This window comes from Leeuwenhoekiella aestuarii (assembly GCF_004104055.1).
Lineage (GTDB): Bacteria > Bacteroidota > Bacteroidia > Flavobacteriales > Flavobacteriaceae > Leeuwenhoekiella > Leeuwenhoekiella aestuarii.
Genome location: NZ_QOVJ01000003.1, coordinates 43887 through 70146 on the forward strand (window position 1 = coordinate 43887; position 26260 = coordinate 70146).

27 protein-coding genes and 3 tRNA genes are annotated in these 26260 nt (G+C 37.0%); 11 read left to right on the forward strand and 19 right to left on the reverse strand.

What is annotated here, in order from left to right:
• The 3 genes from nqrF (at nt 1) to DSM03_RS09200 (ending at nt 2771) form a co-directional block, all read left to right on the forward strand.
• Nucleotides 1–1308 carry an NADH:ubiquinone reductase (Na(+)-transporting) subunit F gene (gene nqrF / locus DSM03_RS09190; RefSeq protein ID WP_128760214.1) on the forward strand — a complete coding sequence of 436 codons (1308 nt, stop codon included), beginning with the start codon at nt 1–3 and terminating at the stop codon, nt 1306–1308.
• 86 nt (nt 1309–1394) lie between these two features.
• The gene (locus DSM03_RS09195; RefSeq protein WP_128760215.1) at nt 1395–1754 is read left to right on the forward strand and encodes a Na(+)-translocating NADH-quinone reductase subunit F; all 360 of its coding nucleotides are present in this window, start codon (nt 1395–1397) and stop codon (nt 1752–1754) included.
• Between the two features lie 3 nt (nt 1755–1757).
• Nucleotides 1758–2771 carry an FAD:protein FMN transferase gene (locus DSM03_RS09200; protein WP_128760216.1) on the forward strand — a complete coding sequence of 338 codons (1014 nt, stop codon included), beginning with the start codon at nt 1758–1760 and terminating at the stop codon, nt 2769–2771.
• Here DSM03_RS09200 and DSM03_RS09205 read toward each other — a convergent pair.
• The 9 genes from DSM03_RS09205 to DSM03_RS09245 form a co-directional block, all read right to left on the reverse strand.
• Entirely contained in the window at nt 2764–4854 is a 2091-nt protein-coding gene (locus DSM03_RS09205) for a T9SS type B sorting domain-containing protein (protein WP_161567059.1), read from the reverse strand. The two genes, DSM03_RS09200 and DSM03_RS09205, sit on opposite strands and share 8 nt — an antisense overlap.
• A gap of 5 nt (nt 4855–4859) precedes the next feature.
• Nucleotides 4860–5624 (reverse strand): class I SAM-dependent methyltransferase, encoded by a 765-nt coding sequence (locus DSM03_RS09210; protein ID WP_128760706.1) that lies wholly within the window; start codon nt 5622–5624, stop codon nt 4860–4862.
• Nucleotides 5624–6163, reverse strand: coding sequence for an HNH endonuclease (locus tag DSM03_RS09215; protein ID WP_128760218.1), 540 nt, complete (start codon nt 6161–6163; stop codon nt 5624–5626). The genes DSM03_RS09210 and DSM03_RS09215 overlap by 1 nt, the downstream gene beginning before the upstream one ends.
• A gap of 21 nt (nt 6164–6184) precedes the next feature.
• The gene (map, locus tag DSM03_RS09220; protein WP_128760219.1) at nt 6185–7003 is read right to left on the reverse strand and encodes a type I methionyl aminopeptidase; all 819 of its coding nucleotides are present in this window, start codon (nt 7001–7003) and stop codon (nt 6185–6187) included.
• Nucleotides 7004–7088: 85 nt separating this feature from the next.
• Nucleotides 7089–8495, reverse strand: a complete 1407-nt coding sequence (locus DSM03_RS09225; RefSeq protein WP_128760220.1) for a TolC family protein — start codon at nt 8493–8495, stop codon at nt 7089–7091.
• Nucleotides 8492–9841, reverse strand: coding sequence for an HlyD family secretion protein (locus DSM03_RS09230; protein WP_128760221.1), 1350 nt, complete (start codon nt 9839–9841; stop codon nt 8492–8494). Before DSM03_RS09230 ends, DSM03_RS09225 begins: the two co-directional genes overlap by 4 nt.
• A gap of 6 nt (nt 9842–9847) precedes the next feature.
• Entirely contained in the window at nt 9848–11515 is a 1668-nt protein-coding gene (locus DSM03_RS09235; protein WP_128760222.1) for a peptidase domain-containing ABC transporter, read from the reverse strand.
• A 6-nt stretch (nt 11516–11521) separates the two neighbouring features.
• The gene (locus DSM03_RS09240; RefSeq protein ID WP_128760223.1) at nt 11522–12196 is read right to left on the reverse strand and encodes a TetR/AcrR family transcriptional regulator; all 675 of its coding nucleotides are present in this window, start codon (nt 12194–12196) and stop codon (nt 11522–11524) included.
• Between the two features lie 135 nt (nt 12197–12331).
• Entirely contained in the window at nt 12332–13192 is an 861-nt protein-coding gene (locus DSM03_RS09245; RefSeq protein ID WP_128760224.1) for a ChaN family lipoprotein, read from the reverse strand.
• Nucleotides 13193–13404: 212 nt separating this feature from the next.
• Between DSM03_RS09245 and DSM03_RS09250 the strand changes: the two genes are divergently transcribed.
• Nucleotides 13405–14523 carry a DEAD/DEAH box helicase gene (locus tag DSM03_RS09250; RefSeq protein WP_128760225.1) on the forward strand — a complete coding sequence of 373 codons (1119 nt, stop codon included), beginning with the start codon at nt 13405–13407 and terminating at the stop codon, nt 14521–14523.
• 5 nt (nt 14524–14528) lie between these two features.
• Here the strand turns inward: DSM03_RS09250 and trxA are convergent, their stop codons facing one another.
• The gene (trxA, locus tag DSM03_RS09255) at nt 14529–14825 is read right to left on the reverse strand and encodes a thioredoxin (protein ID WP_128760226.1); all 297 of its coding nucleotides are present in this window, start codon (nt 14823–14825) and stop codon (nt 14529–14531) included.
• Between the two features lie 174 nt (nt 14826–14999).
• On the opposite strand from trxA, the gene DSM03_RS09260 reads away from it, so the two are divergent.
• The gene (locus DSM03_RS09260) at nt 15000–15647 is read left to right on the forward strand and encodes an SDR family oxidoreductase (RefSeq protein ID WP_128760227.1); all 648 of its coding nucleotides are present in this window, start codon (nt 15000–15002) and stop codon (nt 15645–15647) included.
• 71 nt (nt 15648–15718) lie between these two features.
• Here DSM03_RS09260 and DSM03_RS09265 read toward each other — a convergent pair.
• The 3 genes from DSM03_RS09265 to DSM03_RS09275 all read right to left on the reverse strand — a co-directional run bounded on the left by DSM03_RS09265 (nt 15719) and on the right by DSM03_RS09275 (nt 16075).
• A tRNA-Leu gene (locus tag DSM03_RS09265) sits at nt 15719–15801 on the reverse strand.
• A gap of 58 nt (nt 15802–15859) precedes the next feature.
• A tRNA-Lys gene (locus tag DSM03_RS09270) sits at nt 15860–15932 on the reverse strand.
• A 70-nt stretch (nt 15933–16002) separates the two neighbouring features.
• Nucleotides 16003–16075, reverse strand: a tRNA-Lys gene (locus DSM03_RS09275).
• A gap of 121 nt (nt 16076–16196) precedes the next feature.
• Here DSM03_RS09275 and DSM03_RS09280 point away from each other — a divergent pair.
• Nucleotides 16197–16715: a shikimate kinase gene (locus tag DSM03_RS09280; RefSeq protein ID WP_128760243.1), complete on the forward strand. Its 519-nt coding sequence runs from the start codon at nt 16197–16199 to the stop codon at nt 16713–16715.
• Here the strand turns inward: DSM03_RS09280 and DSM03_RS09285 are convergent.
• The 3 genes from DSM03_RS09285 to DSM03_RS09295 are packed head-to-tail and all read right to left on the reverse strand — an operon-like array spanning nt 16707 to nt 18182.
• The gene (locus tag DSM03_RS09285; protein WP_128760244.1) at nt 16707–17210 is read right to left on the reverse strand and encodes a phosphoribosyltransferase family protein; all 504 of its coding nucleotides are present in this window, start codon (nt 17208–17210) and stop codon (nt 16707–16709) included. The two genes, DSM03_RS09280 and DSM03_RS09285, sit on opposite strands and share 9 nt — an antisense overlap.
• A complete protein-coding gene (locus DSM03_RS09290) occupies nt 17207–17809 on the reverse strand; it encodes a methyltransferase (protein ID WP_128760245.1) in 603 nt (200 codons plus the stop codon). The genes DSM03_RS09285 and DSM03_RS09290 overlap by 4 nt, the downstream gene beginning before the upstream one ends.
• Nucleotides 17799–18182, reverse strand: a complete 384-nt coding sequence (locus DSM03_RS09295) for an RNA-binding S4 domain-containing protein (RefSeq protein WP_128760246.1) — start codon at nt 18180–18182, stop codon at nt 17799–17801. Before DSM03_RS09295 ends, DSM03_RS09290 begins: the two co-directional genes overlap by 11 nt.
• A gap of 85 nt (nt 18183–18267) precedes the next feature.
• On the opposite strand from DSM03_RS09295, the gene DSM03_RS09300 reads away from it, so the two are divergent.
• Nucleotides 18268–19164, forward strand: coding sequence for an FKBP-type peptidyl-prolyl cis-trans isomerase (locus DSM03_RS09300; protein WP_236643946.1), 897 nt, complete (start codon nt 18268–18270; stop codon nt 19162–19164).
• A gap of 69 nt (nt 19165–19233) precedes the next feature.
• Here DSM03_RS09300 and DSM03_RS09305 read toward each other — a convergent pair whose 3' ends face one another.
• From DSM03_RS09305 to DSM03_RS09315, 3 genes are all read right to left on the reverse strand, one after another.
• A complete protein-coding gene (locus tag DSM03_RS09305) occupies nt 19234–19818 on the reverse strand; it encodes an outer membrane beta-barrel protein (protein ID WP_128760247.1) in 585 nt (194 codons plus the stop codon).
• A gap of 113 nt (nt 19819–19931) precedes the next feature.
• Nucleotides 19932–20885, reverse strand: coding sequence for a transketolase family protein (locus tag DSM03_RS09310; RefSeq protein ID WP_128760248.1), 954 nt, complete (start codon nt 20883–20885; stop codon nt 19932–19934).
• An 84-nt stretch (nt 20886–20969) separates the two neighbouring features.
• Nucleotides 20970–21815 (reverse strand): transketolase, encoded by an 846-nt coding sequence (locus DSM03_RS09315; protein WP_128760249.1) that lies wholly within the window; start codon nt 21813–21815, stop codon nt 20970–20972.
• 197 nt (nt 21816–22012) lie between these two features.
• On the opposite strand from DSM03_RS09315, the gene tgt reads away from it, so the two are divergent.
• The 4 genes from tgt to DSM03_RS09335 all read left to right on the forward strand — a co-directional run bounded on the left by tgt (nt 22013) and on the right by DSM03_RS09335 (nt 26172).
• A complete protein-coding gene (tgt, locus tag DSM03_RS09320) occupies nt 22013–23143 on the forward strand; it encodes a tRNA guanosine(34) transglycosylase Tgt (RefSeq protein WP_128760250.1) in 1131 nt (376 codons plus the stop codon).
• Nucleotides 23144–24220, forward strand: a complete 1077-nt coding sequence (locus DSM03_RS09325) for an LptF/LptG family permease (RefSeq protein WP_128760251.1) — start codon at nt 23144–23146, stop codon at nt 24218–24220.
• On the forward strand, nt 24207–25124 hold the full coding sequence (locus DSM03_RS09330; protein ID WP_128760252.1) for a DMT family transporter: 918 nt from the start codon (nt 24207–24209) through the stop codon (nt 25122–25124). Before DSM03_RS09325 ends, DSM03_RS09330 begins: the two co-directional genes overlap by 14 nt.
• Before the next feature lie 94 nt (nt 25125–25218).
• The gene (locus DSM03_RS09335; protein ID WP_128760253.1) at nt 25219–26172 is read left to right on the forward strand and encodes an acetyl-CoA carboxylase carboxyltransferase subunit alpha; all 954 of its coding nucleotides are present in this window, start codon (nt 25219–25221) and stop codon (nt 26170–26172) included.
• Nucleotides 26173–26260: the final 88 nt, after the last annotated feature.

The window sequence follows — 26260 nt, forward strand, 5'->3', positions numbered from 1 at the left end:
ATGTTTTTAGCAGCAAGTACAGGAGGAGTTATAGCCGCAACTGTAGTAGCGTTTTTAGTACTAACCCTTGTGTTAGTAGGATTACTACTTTTTGCAAAAGAAAAATTATCTCCGTCAGGTCCGGTAAAAATTACCATAAATGGCGAAAAAGAAATCGAAGTTGATTCTGGTAGTTCACTACTCTCAACTTTAGGAGGAAAAAAAGTATTCTTACCATCTGCTTGTGGTGGTGGTGGTACGTGTATTCAGTGTGAGTGTCACGTAATGTCTGGTGGTGGCGAAGCGCTTCCTACTGAAACGCCACACTTTACGCGAAAAGAATTAGCAGCTGGTGCTCGTTTAGCTTGTCAGGTTAAAGTAAAGCAAGACATGAACATCCAGATTCCTGAAGAGGTATTTGGTATTAAAAAATGGGAAGCAACTGTTGTACGTAACTATAACGTAGCATCTTTTATTAAAGAATTCGTAGTTGAGATTCCTGAAGATATGGATTACAAAGCGGGTGGTTACATTCAGATAGAAATACCTGAAACTACTGTTAAGTTTTCTGATATGGACATTACTGCGCATCCTGAGGAACATGACGATCCTAATAAATTTCAAGAAGAGTGGGAGAAGTTTAAACTTTGGCCACTTGTAATGAAGAACACTGAAACTGTAGAGCGTGCCTACTCAATGGCTTCTTATCCTGCAGAAGGAAGAGAGATTATGTTGAACGTGCGTATTGCAACTCCACCTTTTGATCGTGCTAAAGGCGGTTGGATGGATGTAAATCCTGGTATTGCTTCTTCTTATATTTTCAGTAGAAAGAAAGGTGATAAAGTAACAATCTCTGGTCCTTATGGTGAATTTTTCATTAATGAGTCTGAGGCAGAAATGCTTTATGTAGGTGGTGGAGCTGGTATGGCCCCAATGCGTTCACATTTGTACCACTTATTCAAAACATTAAAAACAGGTCGTAAAGTTACCTATTGGTACGGTGGTCGTTCTAAGCGTGAATTGTTTTATTTAAAACACTTTCGTGATTTAGAAGAAGAATTTGAGAACTTTAAGTTTTACTTAGTTCTTTCTGAGCCTTTAGAAGAAGATAATTGGAAAGTAAAAGAAGATATAGATAGTCCTGGTGATGGTTTCACAGGGTTTGTTCATAATGCTGTAATTGAGCAGTATTTAGAAAAACACGATGAGCCAGAAGAAATCGAATTGTATTTCTGTGGACCGCCTTTAATGAACAAAGCTGTTCAGAAAATGGGTGAGGATTTTGGTATTCCTGATGAGAACATCCGTTTTGATGACTTTGGAGGATAATCAAATTCTAATAAATTTTAAAAAAAGCTGTTACGAAAGTAGCAGCTTTTTTACTGCCCTAATTTCAGGCATACTATCTTTGCAAAATGGTAGAATTATTAAGCGAACAAGAGCTTCACAACCTTGCGATGAATATCGTAGGTAAAGATCTTGAAGAACAAGGGTTTGAATTTTTAGGTGTTAATTCAGAATTGAAACGTAACCCACAATTTGTAGCTCTACGAGATAAGAAGCTTCATTTTGTAATAGTACGAGTTAAGAAGTATCCTGAAAATGTTTCTGAATACAACCCTGTTTTTATGCAGGAAATGAAAGAACATGCTGCCAAGTTTAATGCCAGAACATTTTACGCAGGAGTAGGCTTAGGTAGCGCTTCAGATTATGGCAAACCTGTTGAAAAAGGGAATGATTATACGGTAATATATAATGGACTTCAAGAGATTTGACATATGCGATTTATTTATAGTTTTATTGTTTTTACATTAATGGCAAGTTGCAAGCCAGATCCCAAGTTGGTTGTGCTCTCTGGTCAGGCATTAGGGACTGGGTATCAGGTTCAGTTTTATAGTGCAGAGCGTTTTGAAGTAGCCAAACACTTTGATTCAACAATTGCTGTTATTAATAAATCGATGAGCACCTATCAAACAGATTCAGATATTTCCCGTATAAATGCCGGAGATACTTCTGTGGTCGTGGATGCAATGTTTAAAGAAGTTTTAGAGCTGTCTAAAAAGGTATATAAAGCCACTGACGGAGTCTATGATCCTACGGTAGGTATTTTGGTGAATGCATATGGTTTCGGTCCAGAAAAGTGCTTGAATCAACTTGATTCAGTAACTTTAGACTCTTTAAAACAATATGTTGGTTTGAATAAGATCAAGATTACTTCCAAGGGGAAAATTCAAAAAGATAATAAGTCGGTTTATCTCGATTTTAATAGTATAGCAAAAGGTTATTGTATAGATCGTATAGGTAAAATGCTCGAGGCTAATGGTGTCGAAAATTATTTGATTGAATTGGGAGGCGAACTTCTTGCGCGAGGTCATAACCTAGATAAACAACAAGAATGGCGTGTAGGTATTGAAAACATAAATGCACCGGTTACAGATCGTGATTATACTGAAGCCGTTTCACTGCACAATAAAGGGATGGCAGGTTCTGGTAATTACCGGAAATTTAGAATAGATTCTATTACTGGGCAACGATTTGTACACACTGTAAATCCTATTACCGGCCTTGCGGAAAAAAGTGATGTTCTTAGCGCAACAGTGATTGCTAATTCTTGTGCAGAAGCAGATGCTTTTGCTACTGCTTTTATGGCATTGGGTTTTGAAAAATCTAAAGCAGTTTTAAATAAAACAAGCGGAGTAGATGCTTATCTAATGTACACGAGAACAGTAGAAGATAGCATTAAAATCTATATGTCAGATTCTTTTAAAGATTATTTAGTGCCTGTCAATTAATCAGGCTAAAATGACCTGTAACACGCTCGCCTTCGGGTAAAATTAGTTCAAACCAATAGTCGTCTGGTTTTAAAAGAGTACCTAAATAAGTGCCATCCCATCCATTACTATTAGCGCCCAGTTCTTTCAATAATTTACCGTAACGATCATAGACTCTTATGACTGCCCCAGGGTATTCATCCAGACCTATTAACTGCCACGTATCGTGATAGCCATCACCGTTGGGAGTAAAATACCTTGGATAGTCTAGAATTAAAAAAGGCTCTGAAATGGTAGTGGCACAGCCTTGTGTATCTTTTACAGCAATAGTATGATACCCTCTGGATAAACCGGTAAAAGTTGTGTTTGTTGTATACGGTCCTCCGTCAATAGCAAACTCATAGACGCCAGTTCCGGTAACTGTAATAGTAGCTTCGTTTCTGGGGTAGTTTAGTCCGGTAATTTCAATACCGGTAATCGTTGCAGCTTCAGAAGATCGTACTTCTGTAGTTTTTGTGGTTGAACAACCAAAGCTGTTATAGGCTGTTACGCTATAGGTTCCTGTTTGTGTAATTTCAATCTCATTTAATGTAGTGCCATTTTCCCCGGTACTCCACTCATAAAAATCAAAACCGCTATCAATGCTTAAGATTTTTGGATTGGGCGCATCAATACATAAATATTGAATTTCTTTAAATGTATAATCTGGAGACTCTATAACTTGAACTTCAAAAGATTCATCAGCAAAACAACCCGTAATACTATTAATGCTTCTTAAGAATACAGTTTTAGAAATAGCTTCTGTATCCCAGAGTAAAGGCAAGCGATTGGCATCGTCATTTCGGTCAGCGTCTGTCTCGTAGAAGTAAGTGTCATGATCATCAGGATTTAATCCATCTAAAGCTACTTCTTCAATATTAGAAAGATCGAAAGTAAGCGTCATATTATCATCCCGACAATAGATAAGTGGTGCCGGCTTTACCAGAGCCGGACTGTTTTGATAGCTGATGTCAAATTCATCAAAAATAAAACAGTTGGTAGCAGTGTTTCTCACTAAAAAGTGAACAGTAATTCCACTTAGCGGTACGTTAATATCCTGTATTGGGTTTTGATTCATTAGCGCCTCGATGGCAGATCTATAATAAGAGATGACCAGATTGGGTGAGTTGCCAGTGATACTTTCGCTAAGAGCTGACAGATCATAATTTACGATTCCTGTTGCATCGCAGATATACAATTCGTTGGGATTGTTGTAGGAAGGAAGCGGATTGACAATGAGATCAAACGAAGTTATTTCAGTACAAGGTCCGATTACACTTGAAACACGTGCGTAGATCCTTTGGCTGTTTGCTTTTGTATTTGTGTAGGTTGTTGCGGCTATGGGATTTAGATTTAAGTTCGCATCATTTAAACTTTCGTGAAAGCTCACTCTTGAGTTAGGGAAGTTTCTGGTAATTGCTGAAGCTTGACTTAATAGATTAAAACGAGCATAGCCATCTTCAGTACCATCATCGTCACAGGTTTCGAGATTCTGTGGTGTGTTAAAGTCTGGGCTTTGAGGTAGAACTGCTGTTCCATTCAAATTGATTTGAAATCCTGAAGCTCCGTGAGCTCTATCTAATAAAATATAGTATGTTTCTCCGGCTTGTGTGTCAAGTTCTTTTAAGTAACCATTGCCATTTGGACCGGGACCTTCAGATAAATCGGTTTCAGTGGCATTTAAGCCCGTATTGCCACTTACTCCTGCTGCTAGTGGATTGGTGCTGCTGCATCTTATAGACATACCTAAATTAGCGCAATCACTTACAGGCCCATAAACAGCAAAGTCATAATCATCGGTTCCATTATCTGGTATGATGTCAAAACCTAAAGTTCCTCCTTGATCAATTTCAACCCTAAACCAAACTGTTTGATTATTGAAGCTGTAACAAGGAGGTGCAAAATTACCTGGTAAACTGAATTCGTCAAAACCTACTCCTTGTGGTTCAATTCCAACGGGTGTATTTCCGCAAAGTAAAATAGCATCAGTACAGTCATTTGCTTGGCTAAAAATCCAATTACTGAATGTTAGAAATGCAATAAGGATTAAGTAGCTTTTTTTCATAAAGATCATTTATAACACACCGGAAGAATCTCATCTTTTGCCAATCTGTACCTGTCAATTTCTGATGCTGAAAGTTTTTTGGTATAATCAACTTCTTTAACCTTAAAACCTATACTGCGTAATTTATCAAAATAATCTCTTCCATAAACACGTACGTGGTCGTATTGACCAAAAATAGCTGCACGTTCTTTTGGATCTTTGATGGTGTCATCTGCAAAAGTTGTTGCTCGTGACATTTCTTGTGGAATTTGCAAAATAGCCATTCCACCTGGTTTTAAAACCCTATAGAGTTCTTGCATCGCTCTAGTATCGTCTGGTATGTGTTCTAAAACGTGATTGCATAAAATGACACCATAAGTATTGTCATCAAAAGGCAGATTGCAAATGTCTGCTTTAACATCTGCAAGAGGCGAAAACAGATCGGTAGTGGTGTAGTTTAAGTTTTTGAGATTTCTGAAGCGTTTGTAAAATGCTTGTTCCGGAGCAAAATGTAGCACTTTTGCAGGTGCAGAAAAAAAATCGGTTTCCTTTTTTAAAAAAAGCCAGAGTAACCGGTGACGTTCTAAAGATAGGGTAGAAGGGGAAAGTACATTTTCGCGCGGACTCCCATAACCGTACGGCAAGAATTTACGAAAGGTTTTACCATCAATGGGGTCTTCATAGCGATCACCCTTTAAGCTAAATGCTAAGAAAGGTCGTGCCACATAACTTAAACGGATCAATAAAGGTCTGGGAACGAGATTTAAAATTCGTTTAAAAAGACTTGCAATCATACTTTTAGGTCACCCCAATTTTCACCGGTTTTTATACGGTGTAATTGCATTTCTGAAACACCAAATTGCTTAGCTAAAACTTTTAAACGAGTACGCCTATTAGGGTCAAGGAGTTTTTTCTTGAGCACTTTTGCTTCGGCATAAGAGAGTTTAGTATAATGACGCTCTCCAGAAGTACGCCTTTTAATATCTAATGGACTTGTTTTTTGATGTGCATAACGCTCTTTATGTGTTGCCCATTTTAGATTAGCTATCCTGTTATCTGTTTTATCATGATTGAGGTGTAAAACAGCTTTTTCGTTTTCACCGGGAGTTAAGAATGCTTTTGCTAAAAGTTTATGCAGATAAAAATTACGTCGCTTTCCGTTTGCTAGTTTTACGTTCACAGTAACATAACCATTAATGTGACCGCCTTTAATCAAATTCCCTTTTGGGTCTTTGCTATAGCTACGTACTCTTCCATAGTTCGAAAGGCCTATTTTATAATCTTCCTCCCAGTTTTCTTCACTGTAATCTATCCAAGTTTCTAGCTGCATGGCACTTGGTGGTATTTTTGGTTAGTTGGTAATTGGTTCTGCTCTAAAAGCGTCTTCTTCATCACTGGTGATGCCTAGGGCATCATAAATATACTTAAAAGTTGAAAGAAGCTCAGGTTTTCCGTCAACTAAAGCGACATCGTGTTCAAAATGAGCACTAGGTTCATTATCACGGGTTGTAATTGTCCATCCATCACGATGCTGTTTGATGCGATGTGTACCACGATTTACCATAGGTTCTATTGCTACAACCATCCCTTCAATAAATTTCTTTCCGCGACCGCGTCTTCCGTAGTTAGGCATTTCAGGATCTTCGTGCATGGTAGCTCCTACACCGTGACCTACTAACTCGCGTACGATACCATAACCGTGATCTTCACAATATTTTTGTATTGCATATCCCACGTCACCTACACGATTACCAAATTTAAATTCAGCGATACCTTTGTATAACGATTCTTTAGTAACCTGAAGTAATTTTTTAGTTTCCGGTTCTACCTCACCTACTTCAAAAGTATAGGCGTGATCTCCGTAAAATCCATTTTTTAAAGCACCACAATCTATAGAAATAATGTCACCATCTTCTAATGGATTGTCATTCGGAATCCCATGAACCACCTGCTCATTGGGGCTCATACACAATGTGTTTGGGAAATCATATAAACCCAAAAATCCTGGTATAGCACCGTGATCACGTATACAAGTTTCTGCGATTTTATCTAGTTCAAGTGTGGTTACACCGGGTTTAACTTCTGATGCTAGTGCACCAAGAGTTTTAGAAACAATAAGGGCACTCTCGCGCATCAATTCTATCTCTTCCCTTGTTTTAACTATAATCATGTCTCTTTTTTAGGAGGCACAAAGGTACAAAGTTTAGCTTATTAGATGGCTTTTAAATAGAAACTAAAACAGCATAAATAGCATTTTAAAGACTATCAGGATTGTTTGCAATGGTTTTAAAGAGTTTAGCCTTTGCTTTGTAGAATTTATTGGTGATTTCAATCTGTTTTAATTGAGAATCTATGAGTTTTAATTCTCGCGAGTTTATGAGAAAGATTGAACTTTCACCTACTTGATACTTGCGCTCTTCTGCAGTTAACATCGCATCATAATTAACCACTAATTCAGACACTAAAACATTTTGTTCTTCAAGAGTGTTAAGTTCTGTGTTTACAGCTAAAATCTTATTCTTAAGTTGTAAGCGAGTATTGGTTAACTCGTATTCTGTATCTCTCAATTTCAATTGAGCCAGTTTCAAATCACCGCGCTCTTTCCGAAGAAATAAGGGCATTTTAAAACGTAAACCCGCTTTATAATTTTGCGTATAAAATGTGTTGAGATCATCTGGTTCTGAAGTGATAAAATTATAGTTGACATCAATTACAGGTAAAAGCTTATTGCCTTTAAATTGTTTATCGATTTCTAAGCCTTGCACTTTATAAGAAAGCGAGCGCATTTTAGGGTGTTCTTCAACTTCAAAATTTGCAAGATCAAAACCTGTGATGTTTAAGGTTTCATCAATTACAAAATCTAAATCTCTCTGCGGAAAAACTCCCGGCTGTAATTCGACAGGGATATTATTTCCCACCCATAAAAAATTAGAAAGTTCAAGTTTTTTTTGAATGAACTCCAGCTGAACTTCTTTCAGGCTCAACTCTCTACTTTGTACACTTATTTTAGCTTCAGTGGTATCAATTAACGGGATGTCTCCGGCAAGCGCGCTGGTTTTAATCCCTTTAAATCTGATTATTGTATTCTCAAGAAATCGTTCATAAAGCCTTACTTTTTTATAAGCCTGAAGCCATTCAAAATACGCGACTGATGCATCGTAAAGAATGGTGTTCACTGCGATATCGAGATCTGCTTTAGTTTGTTCTCGGTATAATTTGGCTTGTTTAAGGGTAGCCATACGTTCATTAATCCATAAGCCCTGACCTAAAGATGCTGAGATTCCCGCAGTGTAAAGACCATTTTCTGGTACTGTCTTCTGCGGATTTAAATAATATCCATCGTTTTGCTCAAACTGTGCTTTAAGATCAATACCATACCAAGTGGGGATTTTAAAAGTAGCATTAAGCAAATTGTAATACTCGGTCTCTTTAAAAACTTTCTGATCAAAATCAACTTCAACTTTAGGATCAAAACCACCGCGAGCCTTTAATAATTTTGCTTCACCGATTTCACCTATGAGTTGCGCCTGTTTTGCTACCGGATGGTTTTGCTTTACCAGGCTCATATATTCTTTAAAGCTTAGTATTTGCAATTCATCTTCCTGAGCAAAGAGGCTAAAGCAACCTGTCAAAAATAAAAGTAAAACTAGCGTGTTTTTCATTTCTTTTTAGTTTCAGGTGAGCTGGCAGGTGTGTAGTAATTAGGAGGAAATCCATTTAGTTTTCGCCATAATTCATACCAAATAGGCACATCTTCTAGAAGAGCCAGTGTGTTTGCTCCGGCTCCTATGCGCAATTCTTCTGGCCAGGGTTGCTCTTCTTCATCAGGAGCAAGTAATACACGGTATTTTCCGTTAGCACTAATAAAGCGTTCAATAGCAACTACTTTACCTCCAAAGGTTCCGAAAGAGTTATAAGGCCACCCGCTAAATACAATAGAAGGCCATCCATCAAACTGAATACGTACTTTTTCACCGGGATGAATCAGCGGTAAATCTATAGGCTTCACATAGGTTTCTACGGCAATGTCAAAGTTAGATGGCATTATACTTACTAATTGCTGCCCTTCCTTAAATGTTTCTCCCAGACCACCTATAATGGCTTTATTGATGTAACCATCCTGAGGTGCACGTACATAATACAGCGCATTACGTATCTCATAATTGGTGCGGCTATTCTCTAGTTTGCTTACCGCAGCTTCTGTGTCATATTGAGTAGAAAGCGCCGTAGCCTGATCACTTTGTGCTTTTGAAATTTTATCAGCATAGGTAGCTTCGAGACGATTAAGCTCAATCTTTGCATTTAAAAGTTCATTTCTGCTGGCAAGTAGTTTATTCTCTTGAGAAATTATTTTAGCTTGACTTTCCTGAAGTTTCAGTCGCTTTTCTTCAACATCTGTAACTGCTTTTAAACCTTCTTGTTGAAGCGCTAAAGTTCGCTCATACTGACGTTCTGCAATGCGCAAGTTTGTTTTTGTAGCTTCATAATCTATGCTATCACTTTTAATTTTTAAACCAGCCTGAATACGTTTGTTTTCGGCTTGTTGCAATTTTAAAGTGCGTTCATTTCTTAAAGCTCCTATCTGGTTTCCTAAAGCATTTACTTTGTTTTTGTAGGAGGCTACAGAACTTGCTTTTGCGCGTACCTGTTGTTCGGTACGTTCGACCAGATTGGGATCAAAGTATTCGTTTTTGATTTCGGTAATAAATAAGATTGTATCTCCCTTTTTTACAAAATCTCCTTCTCTTACATACCATTTCTCAACACGTCCGGGAATAGGTGATTGTATGGTTTGCGGTCTTTGCTCAGGAGTCAGGGTTGTTACATATCCAATACCTGAAATGGTCTGTGTCCAAGGTAAAAAGAGAATTACGATCAGGATTACTGAAAACACTTTTAAAAAACGGTTGAAGTAAGTATAGTGCTTTTTATCTAAAACTTTTTTAGAAGCTTTATAGCCCGAAATATCAACCTTTTCGTTTAGTTTATCGTGTGATATATTAAGCATAGCTTTTTAGTTTAAGTTTGAAATTTTACCACCATCTAACCATAAAGTGCGTTCGCAGCAATTTTGCCAAGCACGGTCTTTACTGGCTACAATTACAGCCCAACTGTTAGACTTGTCAAAAATGAAATTAACGATACGCTCTTTTTCTTCTGCAGAAAATTTAGTTAGAGGTTCTTTTAAAATCAGGACTTTAGGCTTGCGTACAATACTGCGCGCCATAACTATTTTATCTGCGATAGTACGAGATAATCGCTGCGCTTCAGGCTTAATCATAGTGTGAAGCCCTTTAGGCTGTTCTTTGATGAATTCTGAAAGCCCCATATTTTTAATCGCCCAGTCCACGTCTTTCTCGGGTACTGTAGGATCGCCAAAAGTAATATTGTCTAAAATAGTTCCTTCAAATGGAGATTCTTCAGGGAAAGACTGTCCCAATAATGAACGGTAATGATTCGGGTTAATCCCTTTAAACGATTTGTTATTGATGTAAAACTCACCGGCTGTGGGTTCAAGGATCCCTGCGATAATTTTTAATAAGGTACTCTTTCCACTTCCGTTAGGGCCATTGATCAGAAGATGCTCTCCTGGATTGACAGTAAGCGAAATGTCTTTAAGAATAGTTTTATTGTCTGTTGTATCTATATAACTGATATCTTTCAGTTCAAGAGTAAGATTATCTGCATCAGTAAAAGGTTTGTCAAGATTTTGAGGCTCTAATTCTTTGTCTACAACCTGACCTACTTTTTCTAAAGCAGTAAGTAAATCGTAAAAATTCTCCAGTCCTAAAATTAGTTTTTCAACAGAATTTATAATGAGTAGAATGATGATTTCTGCAGCGACAAACTGACCAATATTCATCTGTTGATTGAGTACCAGAATACCACCTATCAATAAAAGACCGGCGGTAACAAGCACTTTAAATCCTATCATTTGCATAAACTGAATACGCAAAATTCTAAAGTGACTTTCTCGAGAATCAATATAATCACTAACTAGGGCATCATTCTTATTAATGGCGAGACTGGAGCGACCCGAAAGTTTAAAACTCACAAGCGTTCGCGCAATTTCCTGAATCCAATGTGCGATTTTGTATTTGTATTTAGATTCGGTAAGACTGGTTTGCAGTCCCGTATTTCCTGTAAATTTAAAAACCAAATAGATCAAAATGATCAGAAGCAATCCATAAAAAATAAAGAATGGATGGTAAAAAGATAGTAAGATCAGTCCAAATACGATTTGTACCAAAGCTGCCGGAAAATCAAGAACAAGTTTATATAATCCTTTTTGAATTGTAAGAATATCAAAAAAACGGTTTGCCAATTCTGGTGGGTAGTAATCATTAAGCTCACTCATTTTTATCTTCGGAAAGCGATAAGTAAACTCAAAAGAGGCACGTGTAAATATTTTTTGCTGAATGTTTTCAACAATACGTATCTGCATCAATTGAAGCGCACCAACAAAAGCTACTCCTAGTGTTACTAAAACAACGAGAATAATCCACGACGTGGTGATCTGCGCTCCCTGAATTAGGTTTACAATCGCCTGAATACCTAACGGAAGCGATAAACTCACGATACCGGCAAAAATGGCGTAGTAAAGAATCTGAAGAAAATCTTGTTTTTCTAACTGCAGCAGACGTATAAAACGTTGCCAGGGCGTTAATGATTTATTATCCATAAAATTTTAGGAGTTTAATAAGTTTGATGTCAGGTGGATGAAATATTGAGAAGGGGAGGTTTTTGCTCCGCAATCTGTCAATGAAGTAAAATGATCTTTCAAAAAGTGTTGATGTAATGAACCTGCAAGAATGGTACTTGCAAGACTCGAAGGGTAAGGATAACCCTCATTTACATCTGCGATCATTTCTTTGAGACGATTAGATAGTCTCTTATAAATCAGAAAATAACCCTCTTTGTTCTCGTCGTCGACTTCTTTAGTGAGATACGATTTAGAATATTCATTAATCACAATCTTATTTAATGCTACCTCATTAATATGATTAAAGGATTGATCTTCTTCTACTTCACGTGTAAGAATTTCTATTGCTTGATTGAGCTTGTGTTTAGGGTCTTTGATATTTATAGTAGCAAATGCCAGTTGGTATTCTTTCCAACCCCAATACCAATTAGTAAGGTATATTAAGAACTTGTGCTTATTCTCAAAATACCGGTAAATAGAGCTCTCGTTAGACTGTATATGTTCACCCAGTTTTTTGAATGTAAAATTGTCAAAACCCAACTCGTTGATCAACAGAATTCCGTGCTCTACTATACGTTTACCTAGATCTGAAGACTCAGGATCTTTTAAATAGATGCTTTCATTAATTGAGATCTTCAGGTTTCGAAGTAAATCATTCATAAAAAATATATTTATTCGCAAAATTAATAGTAATACTATCAATTTTGAAAATTTTACAATTTTTTTAAGCTATATCGTTATAGTTATTTGATATAATTTTTTAGAAATGATAATCGCCTGAAATTGAGTTACTAATTAGTAAGTGGTGGTCATATCCTCATCAATAACGATTATAAAATCTGCTTGATTTAAATATTCTTCTTCAAGATTTTCTAAGTTTTTTTGTGAAACGCTGCTAATAGTTGTATAGTTAAGGTTAGGTTCAGCTTGTTGCAAATACCATAAAATCCCCTCGTGAAAATCACTATGATAGGAACCGTTGTAGTGAATAAATACGTGATCAGGCTTTCGGTTTTTTATAATATAATATGCCATCGTCGCATCTTTTAAAGCTTGGGCCATTACGAGATTTGGAGAGCCGTGATCTCCCATCATTTTTAGGATTTTACGATAGCGTGGTAATTGCGAATCAAATGTTATGGGGAGAGGGGCAATCCATTGTTTTTCTTCAGAAGAAAGACTGTCTAAAGCTTCAAAGCCTTGTTTGTAAACCATACTAGCATAACGTCGCGGAACATTCGTTGCTATAAATTTTAAATTTTCCGTTTTAGCAAAATCAATAAGCGGCTGATAATCTGTTTTATGATTTATCCAAAGTCTGGCTGTAGAATCTAATTGTTTGAGATCTATGCTGTCATTTAAGTAGGCATTGATCTGAGCTTGGTTATCAGCTTCAATCATTTCTGCACCCAGAGTAAGTTTTTGAGTCTCCAACAGATCTTTAGTGACCTCTAACTCTAACCAATGAGCGATAGGGTTGTCGTGCATTTCACCAAAAAGAATAACGTCTTTTTTATGCTGAAGAGAGTCAAGCATCGTTTGATATGTCACTGAATTGCCTGAAGCATCAAACAAAGTGTAAGCTGGTTTATCCTGAGCGAAAATCGAAACAGGGAGAAATACAGATATTGTGATAAGTAGAAGATGTTTAAACATGGCTCAGTTTTAATTCTAAAAATACAACTTTATGTAAAGTGAGAGTGTGGGTAACTTAATACGGTTTAGTTGCAAAGACCATAAATCGAAGCAAGATTTTAGCTTTACTGAGAGCTGAAATTATCACGCCTGGATCTCTGTTTAAATCTTAATTTTTTAATTAATCTAAATCGCTGTTGGGTTGCCTATCTTTGCAACTCTAAATAGAAACAATGGCACAGAATTTTAAAGAGCTTGGATTAAGTAATGGTTTGATCAAAGGGTTGAATGAATTAGGAATTGTAACTCCAACAGCAATACAAGCTGAAGTGATTCCTCTTTTACTGGAGGGAAAAACGCATTTAGTAGGACAGGCACAAACCGGTACGGGTAAAACTGCTGCGTATGGATTACCTATTCTTGAGCAGGTAAACCCCAAACAAAAAAGCATTCAGGTGTTGATTTTGTGTCCCACTCGTGAATTGAGTCAACAGGTGGCAAAGCAGTTGTTTCGATTTACAAAATACACTGATAAGATTTTTACCGAAGCCGTTTATGGTGGAGAGAAAATAGATATTCAGATCAAAAATCTGTCTCGTCCCACACATATAGTTGTTGCAACTCCGGGGAGGCTTATTGATCTGCTTAATCGTAAAGCTATAGACCTTTCTCAGGTAGAAACAGTTGTTTTAGATGAAGCTGATGAAATGCTTAGTATGGGCTTTAAGCAGCAACTTGACGAGATTTTAGGATTTGTGAGGGATGTTGGGAACAAGTGGTTGTTTTCGGCGACAATGCCTCACGGTATTAAGCAAATTGTAAATGAGCATATGAATGCTGATGCGCATCGCATTCAGATAAGTAGAGATGTTGTAAATAAGAACATCGATCACAAGTTTTTACAGTGTGATGAAACAGAGAAACTGCCCATTTTGCTGAATTTTTTAAAAAGTAAAGGGGGGGAGCGTGGAATTATTTTTTGTAAGACCAAAACAGCCACAGCAAAATTAGCTAAACAGTTAGTGGCAAAAAATATTGCTGCGGAAGCTTTACAAGGGGATATGTTGCAGAAAGAGCGTGATAAAGTGATGCGTGCATTCAAAAATGAAAGCCTTCGGTTATTAGTAGCTACAGATATAGCTGCGCGCGGTCTGGATGTTCAAGATCTTACATTTGTAATTCACTACCAGATGCCAGATCAGGAAGAATACTATACGCATCGCAGCGGTCGAACTGCACGTGCCGGCAAAGAAGGGCTTTCACTGGCTCTAGTGACTTCAAAAGAACTGCGTATTCTTAGAAATTATGAGAAAGCTTTGGGAATAGGTTTTGGAGAAATTAAAAGCCGTTAATTTAATTAATAACTTTCAATAACCTTTTTTAGGTCAGCGCGGGTTAGTACTCCGCTCTGGCGCCATACTTGTTTTCCGTCTTTAAAAAGCATTAAAGTGGGCACACCGCGCACTTGAAATTTTTGAGCAAGCGTTTGGTTTTTGTCTACATCTACTTTGATAATTTTTACTTTTTCGCCCATATCCTTTTTCACATCCTCAAGAATAGGAGCAAGGGTTTGACACGGACCACACCATGTCGCAAAGAAATCTATTAAAACCGGGATTTCTGAATCTGTAAGGTTGCCAAAGCTTGTTTTCATATCTACAAAATTAGAAGTATTATATCGATTAGGAAAATGCTTTAACTACATCTTAATACTATGCTAAGATGTCTCGTTATACGCGTTAAAGGGCGTTAATGCTTTATGCAAAGCTTTATCTGCGTTGTAACTTGCAAATGAACAAATTAACTGGCCACACTTAAAAACAATACTATGGAAAAGAATAAAGAAAATGTACTGGTAGCAGGAGCAAACGGTACAACTGGAAAACAAGTTGTTTCTTATTTAAAAGAGTCTCAATATTTTAATCCTGTTGCTATGGTGCGTAAAGAAGAACAGCAAGAGCAATTTAAAATTCAAGACATAGATACAGTTTTGGGTGATCTGGAAAAAGATCTATCTCACGTGGTTAAAGGTATCGATAAAGTGATTTTTGCTGCTGGTTCTGGTGGAAATACAGGTCCTGAAAAAACTACTGCTGTAGACCAGGAAGGTGCTAAGAGTCTTATAGATGCTGCTAAAGATGCTGGGGTAAAGAAATTTGTGATGCTCAGTTCTATTAGTGCAGATAATCCAGAAAGCAGCGATACGTTGCGTCATTATCTCGAAGCAAAAAGAAATGCAGATAACTATCTGAAGAAAAGTGGACTGACTTATACAATTTTACGCCCCGGAACTTTAAAAAATGAAACTGGTACTCGTAAAATTGAGGCTGCAATAGACGTAGAGCCCGGAAAAATCACAAGAGATGATGTTGCTTATACCTTAGTACATGTTCTTAATGATGATGTGGCTCATAATGCGGTATTTGAGATGATAGAAGGAGATGAGCGTATTGAAGATGCTATTAAAGCATTTTAGTGCGAAAATTTTATAAAAAAAACAAAACCCTGTAAAGCAAGAGCGTTACAGGGTTTGTTTAGTTCTGGTAGTACCCGGAATGGGACTTGAACCCACACGTACAAAGTACACACGGCCCTCAACCGTGCCTGTCTACCAATTTCAGCATCCGGGTTTATTTAATTCAAAAATACATTAAAATTAAAACCAACTGTTGCATTGGTTTTGATTTGTGACTTGGCTGGGGCTCGAACCCAGGACCCTCTCCTTAAAAGGGAGATGCTCTGCCAACTGAGCTACCAAGTCGGTAATCTTAGTTCAATTCAAAACAATCTTAAAAAATAAAACCAGACGTTGAGATCTGGTTTATATTTTGTGACTTGGCTGGGGCTCGAACCCAGGACCCTCTCCTTAAAAGGGAGATGCTCTGCCAACTGAGCTACCAAGTCTTTCCTTAAATGCGGGTGCAAATATACATCCATTTTTTTTATCTACACAAGACTTTTTATGATAAATTTGAATAAAAATAAAGAGGCAGTTATAGGCTTCTGAAAATCAGTAAATTTAATAATGAAAATATATTTAATTGGCTATATGGGATCGGGGAAATCTACTTTAGGGAAGATTTTAGCTCGAGAAAAAAATATGAATTTCATCGATTTTGATGAATACCTTGAAGAAAAAGAAGGGAAACGTATAGCTGATCTATTCAAAGAAAAAGGAGAAATATACTTTAGAAAGCAAGAAGCTTGTTATCTACAAGAGCTTTTAGATGGCTTTGATAATACAATTATAAGTCTTGGAGGTGGTACACCTTGCTATGGTGATGCTATGCAGCGTATAAAAGCCGCTGAAGGAACTTCAGTATATATAAATGTAAAAGTTGAAGAATTAACTAATCGTTTGTCGTCACAGCGCGATCACAGACCTGTTTTAAAGCATCAGGATACACCAGAGAAGTTAGAAGAGTTTGTGCGTAAGCATTTATTTGAGCGCAGTTTTTACTACAATCAGGCAGATCTAAAAATTAGAGTTGAGGGACACACAGTAGCCCAATTGATAAGCGAACTAGACGAAAAACTATTCTAATATTGCAGAATCTTTACCCGGCTTGAAGCGCACCTTAACGCGTTCTTGTAAAGAAGTGCTAAGAGAAATTCCTTTAAAATCTGCTTTAACTGGGTATTTTTTATGGTTTCTATTTACCAATACTGCGGTTTTAAATTTTTTCAGCGGAACGTCAAGAAAATATTTTACACCATAAATGAGTGTGGTTCCAGAATTTAAAACATCATCAATCAAGACTAAGGATTTATCTTGATACTTTGTTGCATCTAATGAAGTTTCAACGGTGCCTTGAGGTTCCATTTTATTCATAGTAACCTTACAAAGTGTGCATTTAAGGTCAGACACTTCTTCGAGAATTGTTTTAAGACGCTCTGCGATCACATAGCCGTTTAGGGCAATACCGGCTAGAATAATTTCTTGCTCATCTACATTACTCTCATAGATCTGATAAGCAATACGGCGTATTTTATTTTGAATATCCTCGTGATTAAGTATGGTCTGCACGGCAGTTTTCATCGGGTCGTTGTTGTTAATTTTTCAAAGATAAAAAAGAGTTCTTTGCCATCTCGTGGTTTTATAGAATTATAACACCGTTCTAAAGTTTTTATGCTGAAGTATTCAGAGAAAAGTTTTTGATATTCAATAAAACTTCCTCCGAAGGGAGGACCATTTTTCGTTAATAGGAAATCAAAAAAGACGCCTGCTAGTTTTCCGTTAGGCATTAATAATTCAAAACACTTTTCAGCATAGTCTGGTCTTAGTTCTGGCTGAAGAGCACAAAAAAAAGTTTGTTCAAGAATCAGGTCGTAATTTCCTGTATGGTCAAAAAAATTTCCTTCTATAAAATGAGAAGATGAAACTTGAGGTAAAGACTTTTGAAGCTGGTTTAAAGCAGTCTTAGAAAGATCAATCACCGTTACATTTTGAAAGCCATTTTTAATTAGATACTGAGCCTCGTGACCAAAACCAGCACCCGGAATTAAAATCTTCAGACTTTTATTAGTAAGCTGATCAACATATGTTTTTAAAGGTGTTGATATAGTACCAATGTTCCAGCCGGTTTCCTGATTTAAATATCTGTTTTCCCAATATTTTTTGTTTAAATCAGTCTTCAAAAAAGTCGTCGTTTTCGTGAAAATCGTCCAGGTCGCGGCGGTCTTTTTTAGTAGGCCTTCCGGTACCTTTTTTACGGTAATAGTCCTTAGAGTATTTTAACAGATCTAATTTTTCAAGATTTTCTGCAGGTGTTTTATCTGCACAATACAAACCTACCAGTTTAGCGCCAACTCGGCTAGGAGGGTGTGCTAAAACCTCAATAACATAGTTGATTTGGTTTTTTCTTACCTGTATAGTGTCTGAAGGAAAAACTTCTCTTGAGGGTTTTACTGCAACATCATTTATTTTAACCTGTCCTTTTTTACAGGCATTTGTAGCGATAGAACGGGTTTTAAAGTACCGTATACACCACAAATATTTATCAACACGCATAATCTATTGCTTTAAAGCTCGTTTTTAACAATACAAAAATAGCGTAAAATTGTATCTTGCGCGACCTAAAAGCAATATGATGACTATGGTAAGAAATGTATTAGTGGCTGCTCTGGGCCTTTTAATTATTGTCTCTTGTAAAAAAGATGATGACGGAACAACAGAAGTTGAAATACGTGATCGTGGAGAGGTGCAGTCAGAAAGCTCAGTTAATCTAACGACCTACCTCGAAACTCATTTTTACAATTATGAAGAATTTGCTGATAAACCTGTAGATTTTGATTATAAAATTGTTTTTGACACAATTAGTGGTGATAATGCAGATAAGATACCGCTTATTGAACAAGTGGTTACAAGAAATTATACCTTTCAAGATACCGAGTATAAACTTTATGTTTTAGAAGCACAAGAAGGAGCAGGGATCAAACCTACATTCGCAGACTCAACCCTTGTGAATTATCAAGGTAATGTTTTAGGTGGAAATAAATTTGACAGTTCTGTTACTCCAGTTTGGTTTGATTTAACTCAGGTTGTATTTGGTTTTGCTAATGGAGTGAGTGAGCTAAGAGCTGGTACTGAATTTTCTCAAAATGAAGATGGTACGTATAACTTTGGCAGAGACTATGGTATTGGAGCAGTATTTATTCCAAGTGGTTTAGCGTATTTCAACAGTTCAGGTACCGGTTTTGGTGCATATTCTGATCTGGTTTTTACATTTGATCTCTATCGTGCAATTGAGGATACAGATAATGATAATGACGGAGTTCCAAACTGGAAAGAAGATATTAATGGGAATAACTATGTAAACGAACTTCTTGATGATACAGATGGAGATCGAGTTCCTGATTATTTGGATACCGATGATGACGGTGATGGAACACCTACCCGTGATGAACTTGATTTTGATGAGGATGGTAACACCATTTATATAGACTCTGACAATGATGGTGTTTTTGACTATCTAGATCCAGATATCAGCTAGGTTCAGATAAATACAAAATAAAAAGCCCGTTATCATATTGATAACGGGCTTTTTTTATATTTTAGGATTTTAAAGATTTAGCGAAAAACTTAAGATCAATTGATCAGGTCTCGTGTCTATACGATCACCGCTTGTAATGATACCGTTATTGTCTAAGAACTCAGCTTCGTTATCTCCAAAGCCACGTTCATAACGTAAATCAATACCTAGTTTACCTAATGCTAAACCAGCACCGATATTTAAACCTACCGTAAAATCATTTTTTACATCACCTAAGGTGATACCGTCATATTCAGTATCTAAAATATATTGAAATGCAGGACCTGCAAAAACGTTGAGTGGACCTATTACTTCTAAACCTACTAATAATGGCATGTCTAGCTTTTGCATACTAAAATTATCATCCTCATAAGTAGAGTTTAATTTTGTATAAACAAGTTCTGGTCTGAAATATAGTTTTTCACCGGTACGGCCAAAAACTCCAACATGGTAACCTATGTCACTACTGGGATCTTGGTAAGCGTTTTCTGCAGAGTCTGAAATATCTCCAGTTCCTCCATAGTTAAGACCGGCTTTTATACCATACCCCGGTTCTGATTGTGCGTGTGCATAAGACACGACTAAAAATAAAATTCCTAAAAATACTTTTTTCATATCAAGTTAAGTTGTGCTCAAATTGAGCGGTTAAAATTAAAAATGTCTAGCTTAAAGACTGATTAATTTTGGTTGATAAAAGCAAGCATTTTTAGGAACATATCTAAAAGTGCTTACTTTTTAGCTAGCACTTTATTAACGGCTTCTACTATAGATTTAGTATTTAGACCGTATTTTTCCATTAATTGAGCGGGTGTGCCACTTTCACCAAAAGTATCATTTGTAGCAACAAACTCTTGATAAACGGGATCATTTTTAGCCAAAAGACCAGAAACACTTTCGCCAAGACCTCCTAAATAATTGTGCTCCTCACAAGTTACAACGCAACGTGTTTTCTTGATAGAGTTAAGGATAGCCTCGTCATCAAGTGGCTTGATGGTGTGTATGTTTATAACTTCGGCGCTGATTCCTTTTTCTTCTAATTCTTCAGCAGCCTCTAAAGCATGCCATACTAAGTGACCAGTCGCAAGAATAGTTACATCAGAACCTTCAACAAGGTGTAATGCTTTTCCTATTTCAAATTTTCCGTCAGCTTCAGTAAAATTAGGTACACTTGGTCTACCAAAACGAAGATAAACAGGACCCTCATAATCTGCGATAGCCATTGTAGCTGCTTTTGTCTGGTTGAAGTCACAAGGATTGATCACTGTCATTCCTGGCAACATTTTCATCAAACCTAAATCTTCTAAGATCTGGTGTGTTGCACCATCTTCTCCTAGCGTTAAACCTGCGTGAGATGCACAGATCTTTACATTTTTGTTTGAATAAGCAACACTCTGACGTATTTGATCGTAAACACGACCCGTAGCAAAGTTTGCAAATGAAGTAGCATATGGTATTTTACCGCCTATTGTCATACCAGCAGCCATACCTATCATATTAGCTTCTGCAATACCGGTTTGAAAAAAGCGCTCTGGATGATTTTTTGCAAAATCATTCAGTTTTAAAGAACCGGTAAGGTCGGCACATAGAGCAACAACATTTTCATGAGTTTTTCCAAGTTCGTCCATACCTGCTCCAAAACCAGAACGTGTATCTATATTTCCTGAATTTGTGAATTTTTTCATATTTCTGACCCCATTTTAATCTAAGGACTAAAACAAATAGGGGTGGTTTTTAAATTAATAGATTGTTTTGAAGATACGCCCTAATTAATAGTCGCCTAAGGTCTCTGAATTTTGAGCTAGAGCTTTTTCTAATTGCTCATCGTTAGGAGCTTTACCATGCCAAGCATGACCGTCCATCATAAAGTCTACCCCGTGGCCCATAATTGTGTGTAATAAAATGCAAACGGGCTTACCTTTTCCGGTACGGGATTTAGCTTCGTTGAGACCAGCAATGATCGCTTCGATGTCGTTTCCTTTTTCGATATCTAAAACATCCCAGCCAAAAGCTTCAAACTTAGCACGTACGCTACCCATATTAAGAACATCGTCTGTACTACCATCTATTTGCTGACCGTTAAGGTCTATTGTAGCGATAAGGTTGTCAACGTTGTTGCCTGCAGCATAAAGAATAGCTTCCCAGTTTTGACCTTCTTGTAATTCACCATCACCGTGAAGAGAATATACAAGGTTATCATCACCATTTAATTTTTTAGCTTGAGCAGCGCCAAGTGCAACGCTCATTCCCTGACCTAAAGATCCCGAAGCAATACGAATACCCGGTAGGCCTTCGTGAGTAGTAGGGTGACCTTGAAGACGAGAATCTATTTTTCTAAATGTGTTTAATTCTTCAACAGGAAAATAGCCAGAACGAGCCAAAACGCTGTAAAAAACTGGAGAAATGTGACCGTTAGACAAGAAGAATAAATCTTCGTCTTTTCCGTCCATATCAAAACCTTTTTTACGTTTCATTACTTCTTGGTATAAGGCTACAAAGAATTCAGCACACCCTAAAGAACCTCCTGGGTGACCAGAACTTACTCCGTGCACTTGCCTTACGATGTCTCTTCTTACCTGAGAGACAAAATCTTCTAATTGTTTTGTGTTTGGCATTTTGATTAAGTTAAAATTTGAAATTCAAAAATACCCATTTTAGGCAGGTATTACAATCAATAACCCATATATTACTAAGGTTTTAAGGAAATTTAAGAAGTTTTGAATTTTAAGTGTAAAAAATGCATTTATTATGGTCATTTTGTGCCAGACACTATCTCTTAAATAGTTTTATCTTTGCCGCTCTAAATTATACTATGCTATTTAATCTTGTTACAAAAGACGCTGCCAGTAAGGCACGTGCTGGAGCAATCACTACAGATCACGGAACTATTGAAACCCCCATTTTTATGCCAGTGGGTACTGTTGCCACTGTAAAAGGAGTGCATCAGCGGGAGCTAGAACAAGATATAAATCCAGATATTATCTTAGGAAACACTTATCATTTGTATCTGAGACCACAAACCGAAATCCTGGAAAAGGCTGGAGGGTTGCATAAGTTTATGAATTGGGATCGAAACATTCTTACTGATAGTGGAGGGTATCAGGTTTATTCTTTATCTGCAAATCGAAAAATCAAAGAGGAAGGGGTAAAGTTTAAATCACATATAGATGGCTCGTTTCATATGTTTACGCCAGAGCGGGTGATGGAAATTCAGCGGACTATAGGTGCAGATATCATTATGGCATTTGATGAATGTACACCTTATCCTTGTGACTATAATTACGCAAAAAGATCGATGCATATGACGCATCGCTGGTTAGACAGATGTATTAATCATCTTGCAAAAACACCAGTGAAATACGGATATGATCAGGCATTTTTCCCGATAGTTCAAGGAAGTACTTACAAAGACCTTAGAAAACAATCTGCAGAATACATCGCAAATTCAGGAGCGGTAGGTAACGCAATTGGTGGACTTTCAGTAGGTGAGCCCGCTGAAGAAATGTATGCAATGACAGAGATTGTTACCGAAATCCTACCGGAAGATAAACCGCGTTATTTAATGGGTGTGGGAACTCCTATCAATATATTAGAGAATATTGCGTTAGGTGTAGATATGTTTGATTGTGTGATGCCTACACGTAATGGTCGTAATGGAACTTTGTTTACCCAGCACGGAACCATAAATATTAAAAATAAGAAATGGGAAGACGACTTTTCTCCCTTAGATCCAGATGGTACAACTTGGGTTGATACGGCATATTCTAAAGCATATGTACGTCACTTATTTACTGTAAGCGAAGCCCTGGGCCGTCAAATAGGGACCTTGCACAATCTAGGCTTTTATATGTGGTTAGTGCGTGAAGCACGTAAACATATTATTGCTGGTGATTTTTATATCTGGAAAGAAAAAATGGTAAAACAAATGGATAAAAGACTCTAGATGAAAATTCTTGACTGGTACATTCTCAAGCGTTATCTAGGTACTTTTATTACTATGCTTGTGTTGTTTATCCCTATTGGGATAACCGTAAACCTTGCTGAGAAGATAGATAAAATGCTAGCTAACGAGGTGCCTTTTATAGAGGTGGCTATTTACTATCTTAATTTTACGATCTATTTTGCGAATCTTCTTTTTCCGTTATTTCTGTTTTTGTCGGTGATTTGGTTTACTTCAAAACTGGCAAACAATACAGAGGTTATCGCTTTTTTGAGTAGTGGCGTTTCTTTCTACCGTTTTTTAAGACCTTATATAATAGGAGCTTCTATTGTTTGTGTGGGAGCTTATATTTTAGGAACCTATTTAGCACCTAATGCCAGTAGAGGTTTCAATGAGTTTACCTATGAATACCTGAAGAATGGAAAAGCAGCTCGAGAAACCCGAAATGTGTACCGCCAGATTAATGATAATGACTATATCTATGTAAGCAGGTTTACACCTTCCAGTAAAATGGGGCAAAACTTTACACTAGAGCACTTTGAGGATAATACCTTAAAATATAAGATTCAGGCACGCAGTATTGTGTACAGACCGGAAGATACCCTTTACCGGCTCAATGGATATAAGAAACGCATTATAGGTAAAGAAGGAGATATTCTTATATCTGAATCTAAACTAGATACGTTGTTTTCTTTTGATCTAGAAGATTTAACTCCGTTAGAATATATTGCTGAAACGCTTACCACTCCACGATTGCGAGAATTTATTGCTAAGGAAAAGGCGAGAGGATCGTCAGCGATTAATAGATATGAAGTAACACTTTATAAGCGTTTCAGTTTACCGGTAAGTGCCTATATCCTAACGATTATTGCAGTAGCTGTTTCTTCTATGAAACGCCGCGGCGGAATGGGAATTAACCTGGCGTTAGGTATCTCACTTGCATTCATTTTTATCTTTTTTGATAAAGTCTTTGGTACAATTTCAGAACAATCAGACTTTTCCCCTATGGTAGCTGTATGGCTTCCTAATGTATTATTTGGAATTTTAGCCATATACTTACTCAACCGTGCGAAACGATAATCTCAAGAGTTACCTGCATCTACACTTCATAGTTTTTATATGGGGTTTTACAGCTGTTTTAGGAGCGCTTATAAGTATAGGTGCCACAGAACTCGTTTGGTATCGTATGCTTATAGCTTCGGCAGTTTTGTTTTTATATATAAAATTTAAAGGTATTTCGCTAAAAGCTAACCGAAAAACCCAACTGGGGCTAACTGTTGCAGGAATCATAATTGCACTGCATTGGCTAACCTTTTTTGGAGCGGTAAAAATATCAAATGTTTCTATTACGCTAGCAATGATGAGTACCGGTGCTTTTTTTACCAGTATTCTGGAACCTATTTTTTATAAACGGAAAGTAATCTGGTATGAGATTATTTTTGGTTTGCTGGTAATTTGCGGATTGTATTTAATCTTTGAGGTAGAGACTCGGTATACTGAAGGTATTATCGTTGCGCTTATTTCAGCTTTGCTTTCTGCTGTATTTACACTGATCAACGGTAAATATGCACAGAAACATAATCCTATTGTAATTTCATTTTATGAGCTGTTTACAGGAGCGCTGTTTATAACTTTATTCCTTGCGTTCACAGCACGGTTTGATGCAGAATTTTTTCAGCTGAAACAGTTAGATTGGTTGTATTTAGTTATTCTGGCTACAGTTTGTACTGCCTATGCATTTTTTGCTTCGGTAAAAGTGATGAAACATCTCACACCATACACTATAATGCTAACCACAAATATGGAACCTGTTTACGGAATCATCCTTGCATTTCTAATTTTAGGCGATGCTGAGCAGATGAATACAGGTTTTTATCTAGGAGCTATCTTGATTTTATGCACAGTAATTCTCAATGGAATTTTAAAAAATGCACGTAAAAGAAAGACAGACAGATCATTGAGAGTTGTAAAGACTATAGAATAAAATTTTTTATTGACCGGTTTAAAAACCGATAAGGGTTTGGGAGAAGCTTTTTAAAACCTTTATATTTGTCAGCTAACTAAAAATTTCCCCTATAATGGAATATTTAGAATTTGAACAACCTATTAAAGAGCTAGAAGAACAGCTCCAGAAATGCTCACTTATTGGTGAAGAGAGTGATGTAGATGTCACCAATACCTGCAAGCAGATCGAGAAAAAACTTAAAGAGACTAAGAAAGAGATTTATAAGAACTTAACGCCTTGGCAACGAGTTCAACTCTCGCGTCATCCTAATCGTCCCTATACTTTAGATTACATCAAAGCTTTGTGCGGCGACACCTTTCTTGAGCTTCATGGAGACCGCAATGTTAAAGATGACAAAGCGATGATAGGTGGTTTGGGGAAAATAGGCGATCAGAGTTTTATGCTCATCGGTCAGCAAAAAGGTTATAATACTAAGACCCGCCAATACCGCAATTTTGGTATGGCAAACCCAGAAGGCTATCGTAAAGCATTACGTTTGATGAAAAGCGCAGAGAAATTCGGTATTCCTGTAGTTTGTTTTATTGATACTCCGGGAGCATATCCCGGACTTGAAGCAGAAGAACGTGGGCAGGGAGAAGCTATCGCGCGTAACATTCTAGAAATGACGCGTCTTAAAGTGCCTATTACTGTAGTGATCATTGGCGAAGGAGCCAGTGGAGGAGCTTTAGGTATAGGTGTTGGTGATAAAGTGCTGATGTTAGAAAATACTTGGTATTCTGTGATTTCGCCAGAGTCTTGTTCTTCTATCTTATGGAGGAGCTGGGAGTTTAAAGAACAGGCGGCAGAAGCTTTAAAGCTAACAGCAAAAGATATGAAAAAACAGAAGATCATTGATGAGATCGTAAAAGAACCTTTAGGAGGTGCACATAGCGACCGCGAAGCGACCTTCTCTACAATAAAAGAAGAGATTTTGAAAGCGTATAATGAGTTTAAAAACTTATCACCAAAAGATTTGGTTGAAAAACGTATGGATAAATATTCTAATATGGGTGTGTTTAAAGGCTAATACACTTAAACATCACTTGCGACTAAATTCCGGAGTTTTGTGCTTCGGATTTTTTTATGGTTGTTAACAAGATTATTTAGTTATCAAC

Coding starts and splice junctions, on each gene's coding strand:
- nqrF (WP_128760214.1), top strand. CDS start 1: ATGTTTTTAGCAGCAAGTACAGGAGGAGTTATAGCCGCAACTGTAGTA.
- DSM03_RS09195 (WP_128760215.1), top strand. CDS start 1,395: ATGGTAGAATTATTAAGCGAACAAGAGCTTCACAACCTTGCGATGAAT.
- DSM03_RS09200 (WP_128760216.1), top strand. CDS start 1,758: ATGCGATTTATTTATAGTTTTATTGTTTTTACATTAATGGCAAGTTGC.
- DSM03_RS09205 (WP_161567059.1), bottom strand. CDS start 4,854: ATGAAAAAAAGCTACTTAATCCTTATTGCATTTCTAACATTCAGTAAT.
- DSM03_RS09215 (WP_128760218.1), bottom strand. CDS start 6,163: ATGCAGCTAGAAACTTGGATAGATTACAGTGAAGAAAACTGGGAGGAA.
- map (WP_128760219.1), bottom strand. CDS start 7,003: ATGATTATAGTTAAAACAAGGGAAGAGATAGAATTGATGCGCGAGAGT.
- DSM03_RS09225 (WP_128760220.1), bottom strand. CDS start 8,495: ATGAAAAACACGCTAGTTTTACTTTTATTTTTGACAGGTTGCTTTAGC.
- DSM03_RS09230 (WP_128760221.1), bottom strand. CDS start 9,841: ATGCTTAATATATCACACGATAAACTAAACGAAAAGGTTGATATTTCG.
- DSM03_RS09235 (WP_128760222.1), bottom strand. CDS start 11,515: ATGGATAATAAATCATTAACGCCCTGGCAACGTTTTATACGTCTGCTG.
- DSM03_RS09240 (WP_128760223.1), bottom strand. CDS start 12,196: ATGAATGATTTACTTCGAAACCTGAAGATCTCAATTAATGAAAGCATC.
- DSM03_RS09245 (WP_128760224.1), bottom strand. CDS start 13,192: ATGTTTAAACATCTTCTACTTATCACAATATCTGTATTTCTCCCTGTT.
- DSM03_RS09250 (WP_128760225.1), top strand. CDS start 13,405: ATGGCACAGAATTTTAAAGAGCTTGGATTAAGTAATGGTTTGATCAAA.
- trxA (WP_128760226.1), bottom strand. CDS start 14,825: ATGAAAACAAGCTTTGGCAACCTTACAGATTCAGAAATCCCGGTTTTA.
- DSM03_RS09260 (WP_128760227.1), top strand. CDS start 15,000: ATGGAAAAGAATAAAGAAAATGTACTGGTAGCAGGAGCAAACGGTACA.
- DSM03_RS09280 (WP_128760243.1), top strand. CDS start 16,197: ATGAAAATATATTTAATTGGCTATATGGGATCGGGGAAATCTACTTTA.
- DSM03_RS09285 (WP_128760244.1), bottom strand. CDS start 17,210: ATGAAAACTGCCGTGCAGACCATACTTAATCACGAGGATATTCAAAAT.
- DSM03_RS09295 (WP_128760246.1), bottom strand. CDS start 18,182: ATGCGTGTTGATAAATATTTGTGGTGTATACGGTACTTTAAAACCCGT.
- DSM03_RS09300 (WP_236643946.1), top strand. CDS start 18,268: ATGGTAAGAAATGTATTAGTGGCTGCTCTGGGCCTTTTAATTATTGTC.
- DSM03_RS09305 (WP_128760247.1), bottom strand. CDS start 19,818: ATGAAAAAAGTATTTTTAGGAATTTTATTTTTAGTCGTGTCTTATGCA.
- DSM03_RS09310 (WP_128760248.1), bottom strand. CDS start 20,885: ATGAAAAAATTCACAAATTCAGGAAATATAGATACACGTTCTGGTTTT.
- DSM03_RS09315 (WP_128760249.1), bottom strand. CDS start 21,815: ATGCCAAACACAAAACAATTAGAAGATTTTGTCTCTCAGGTAAGAAGA.
- tgt (WP_128760250.1), top strand. CDS start 22,013: ATGCTATTTAATCTTGTTACAAAAGACGCTGCCAGTAAGGCACGTGCT.
- DSM03_RS09325 (WP_128760251.1), top strand. CDS start 23,144: ATGAAAATTCTTGACTGGTACATTCTCAAGCGTTATCTAGGTACTTTT.
- DSM03_RS09335 (WP_128760253.1), top strand. CDS start 25,219: ATGGAATATTTAGAATTTGAACAACCTATTAAAGAGCTAGAAGAACAG.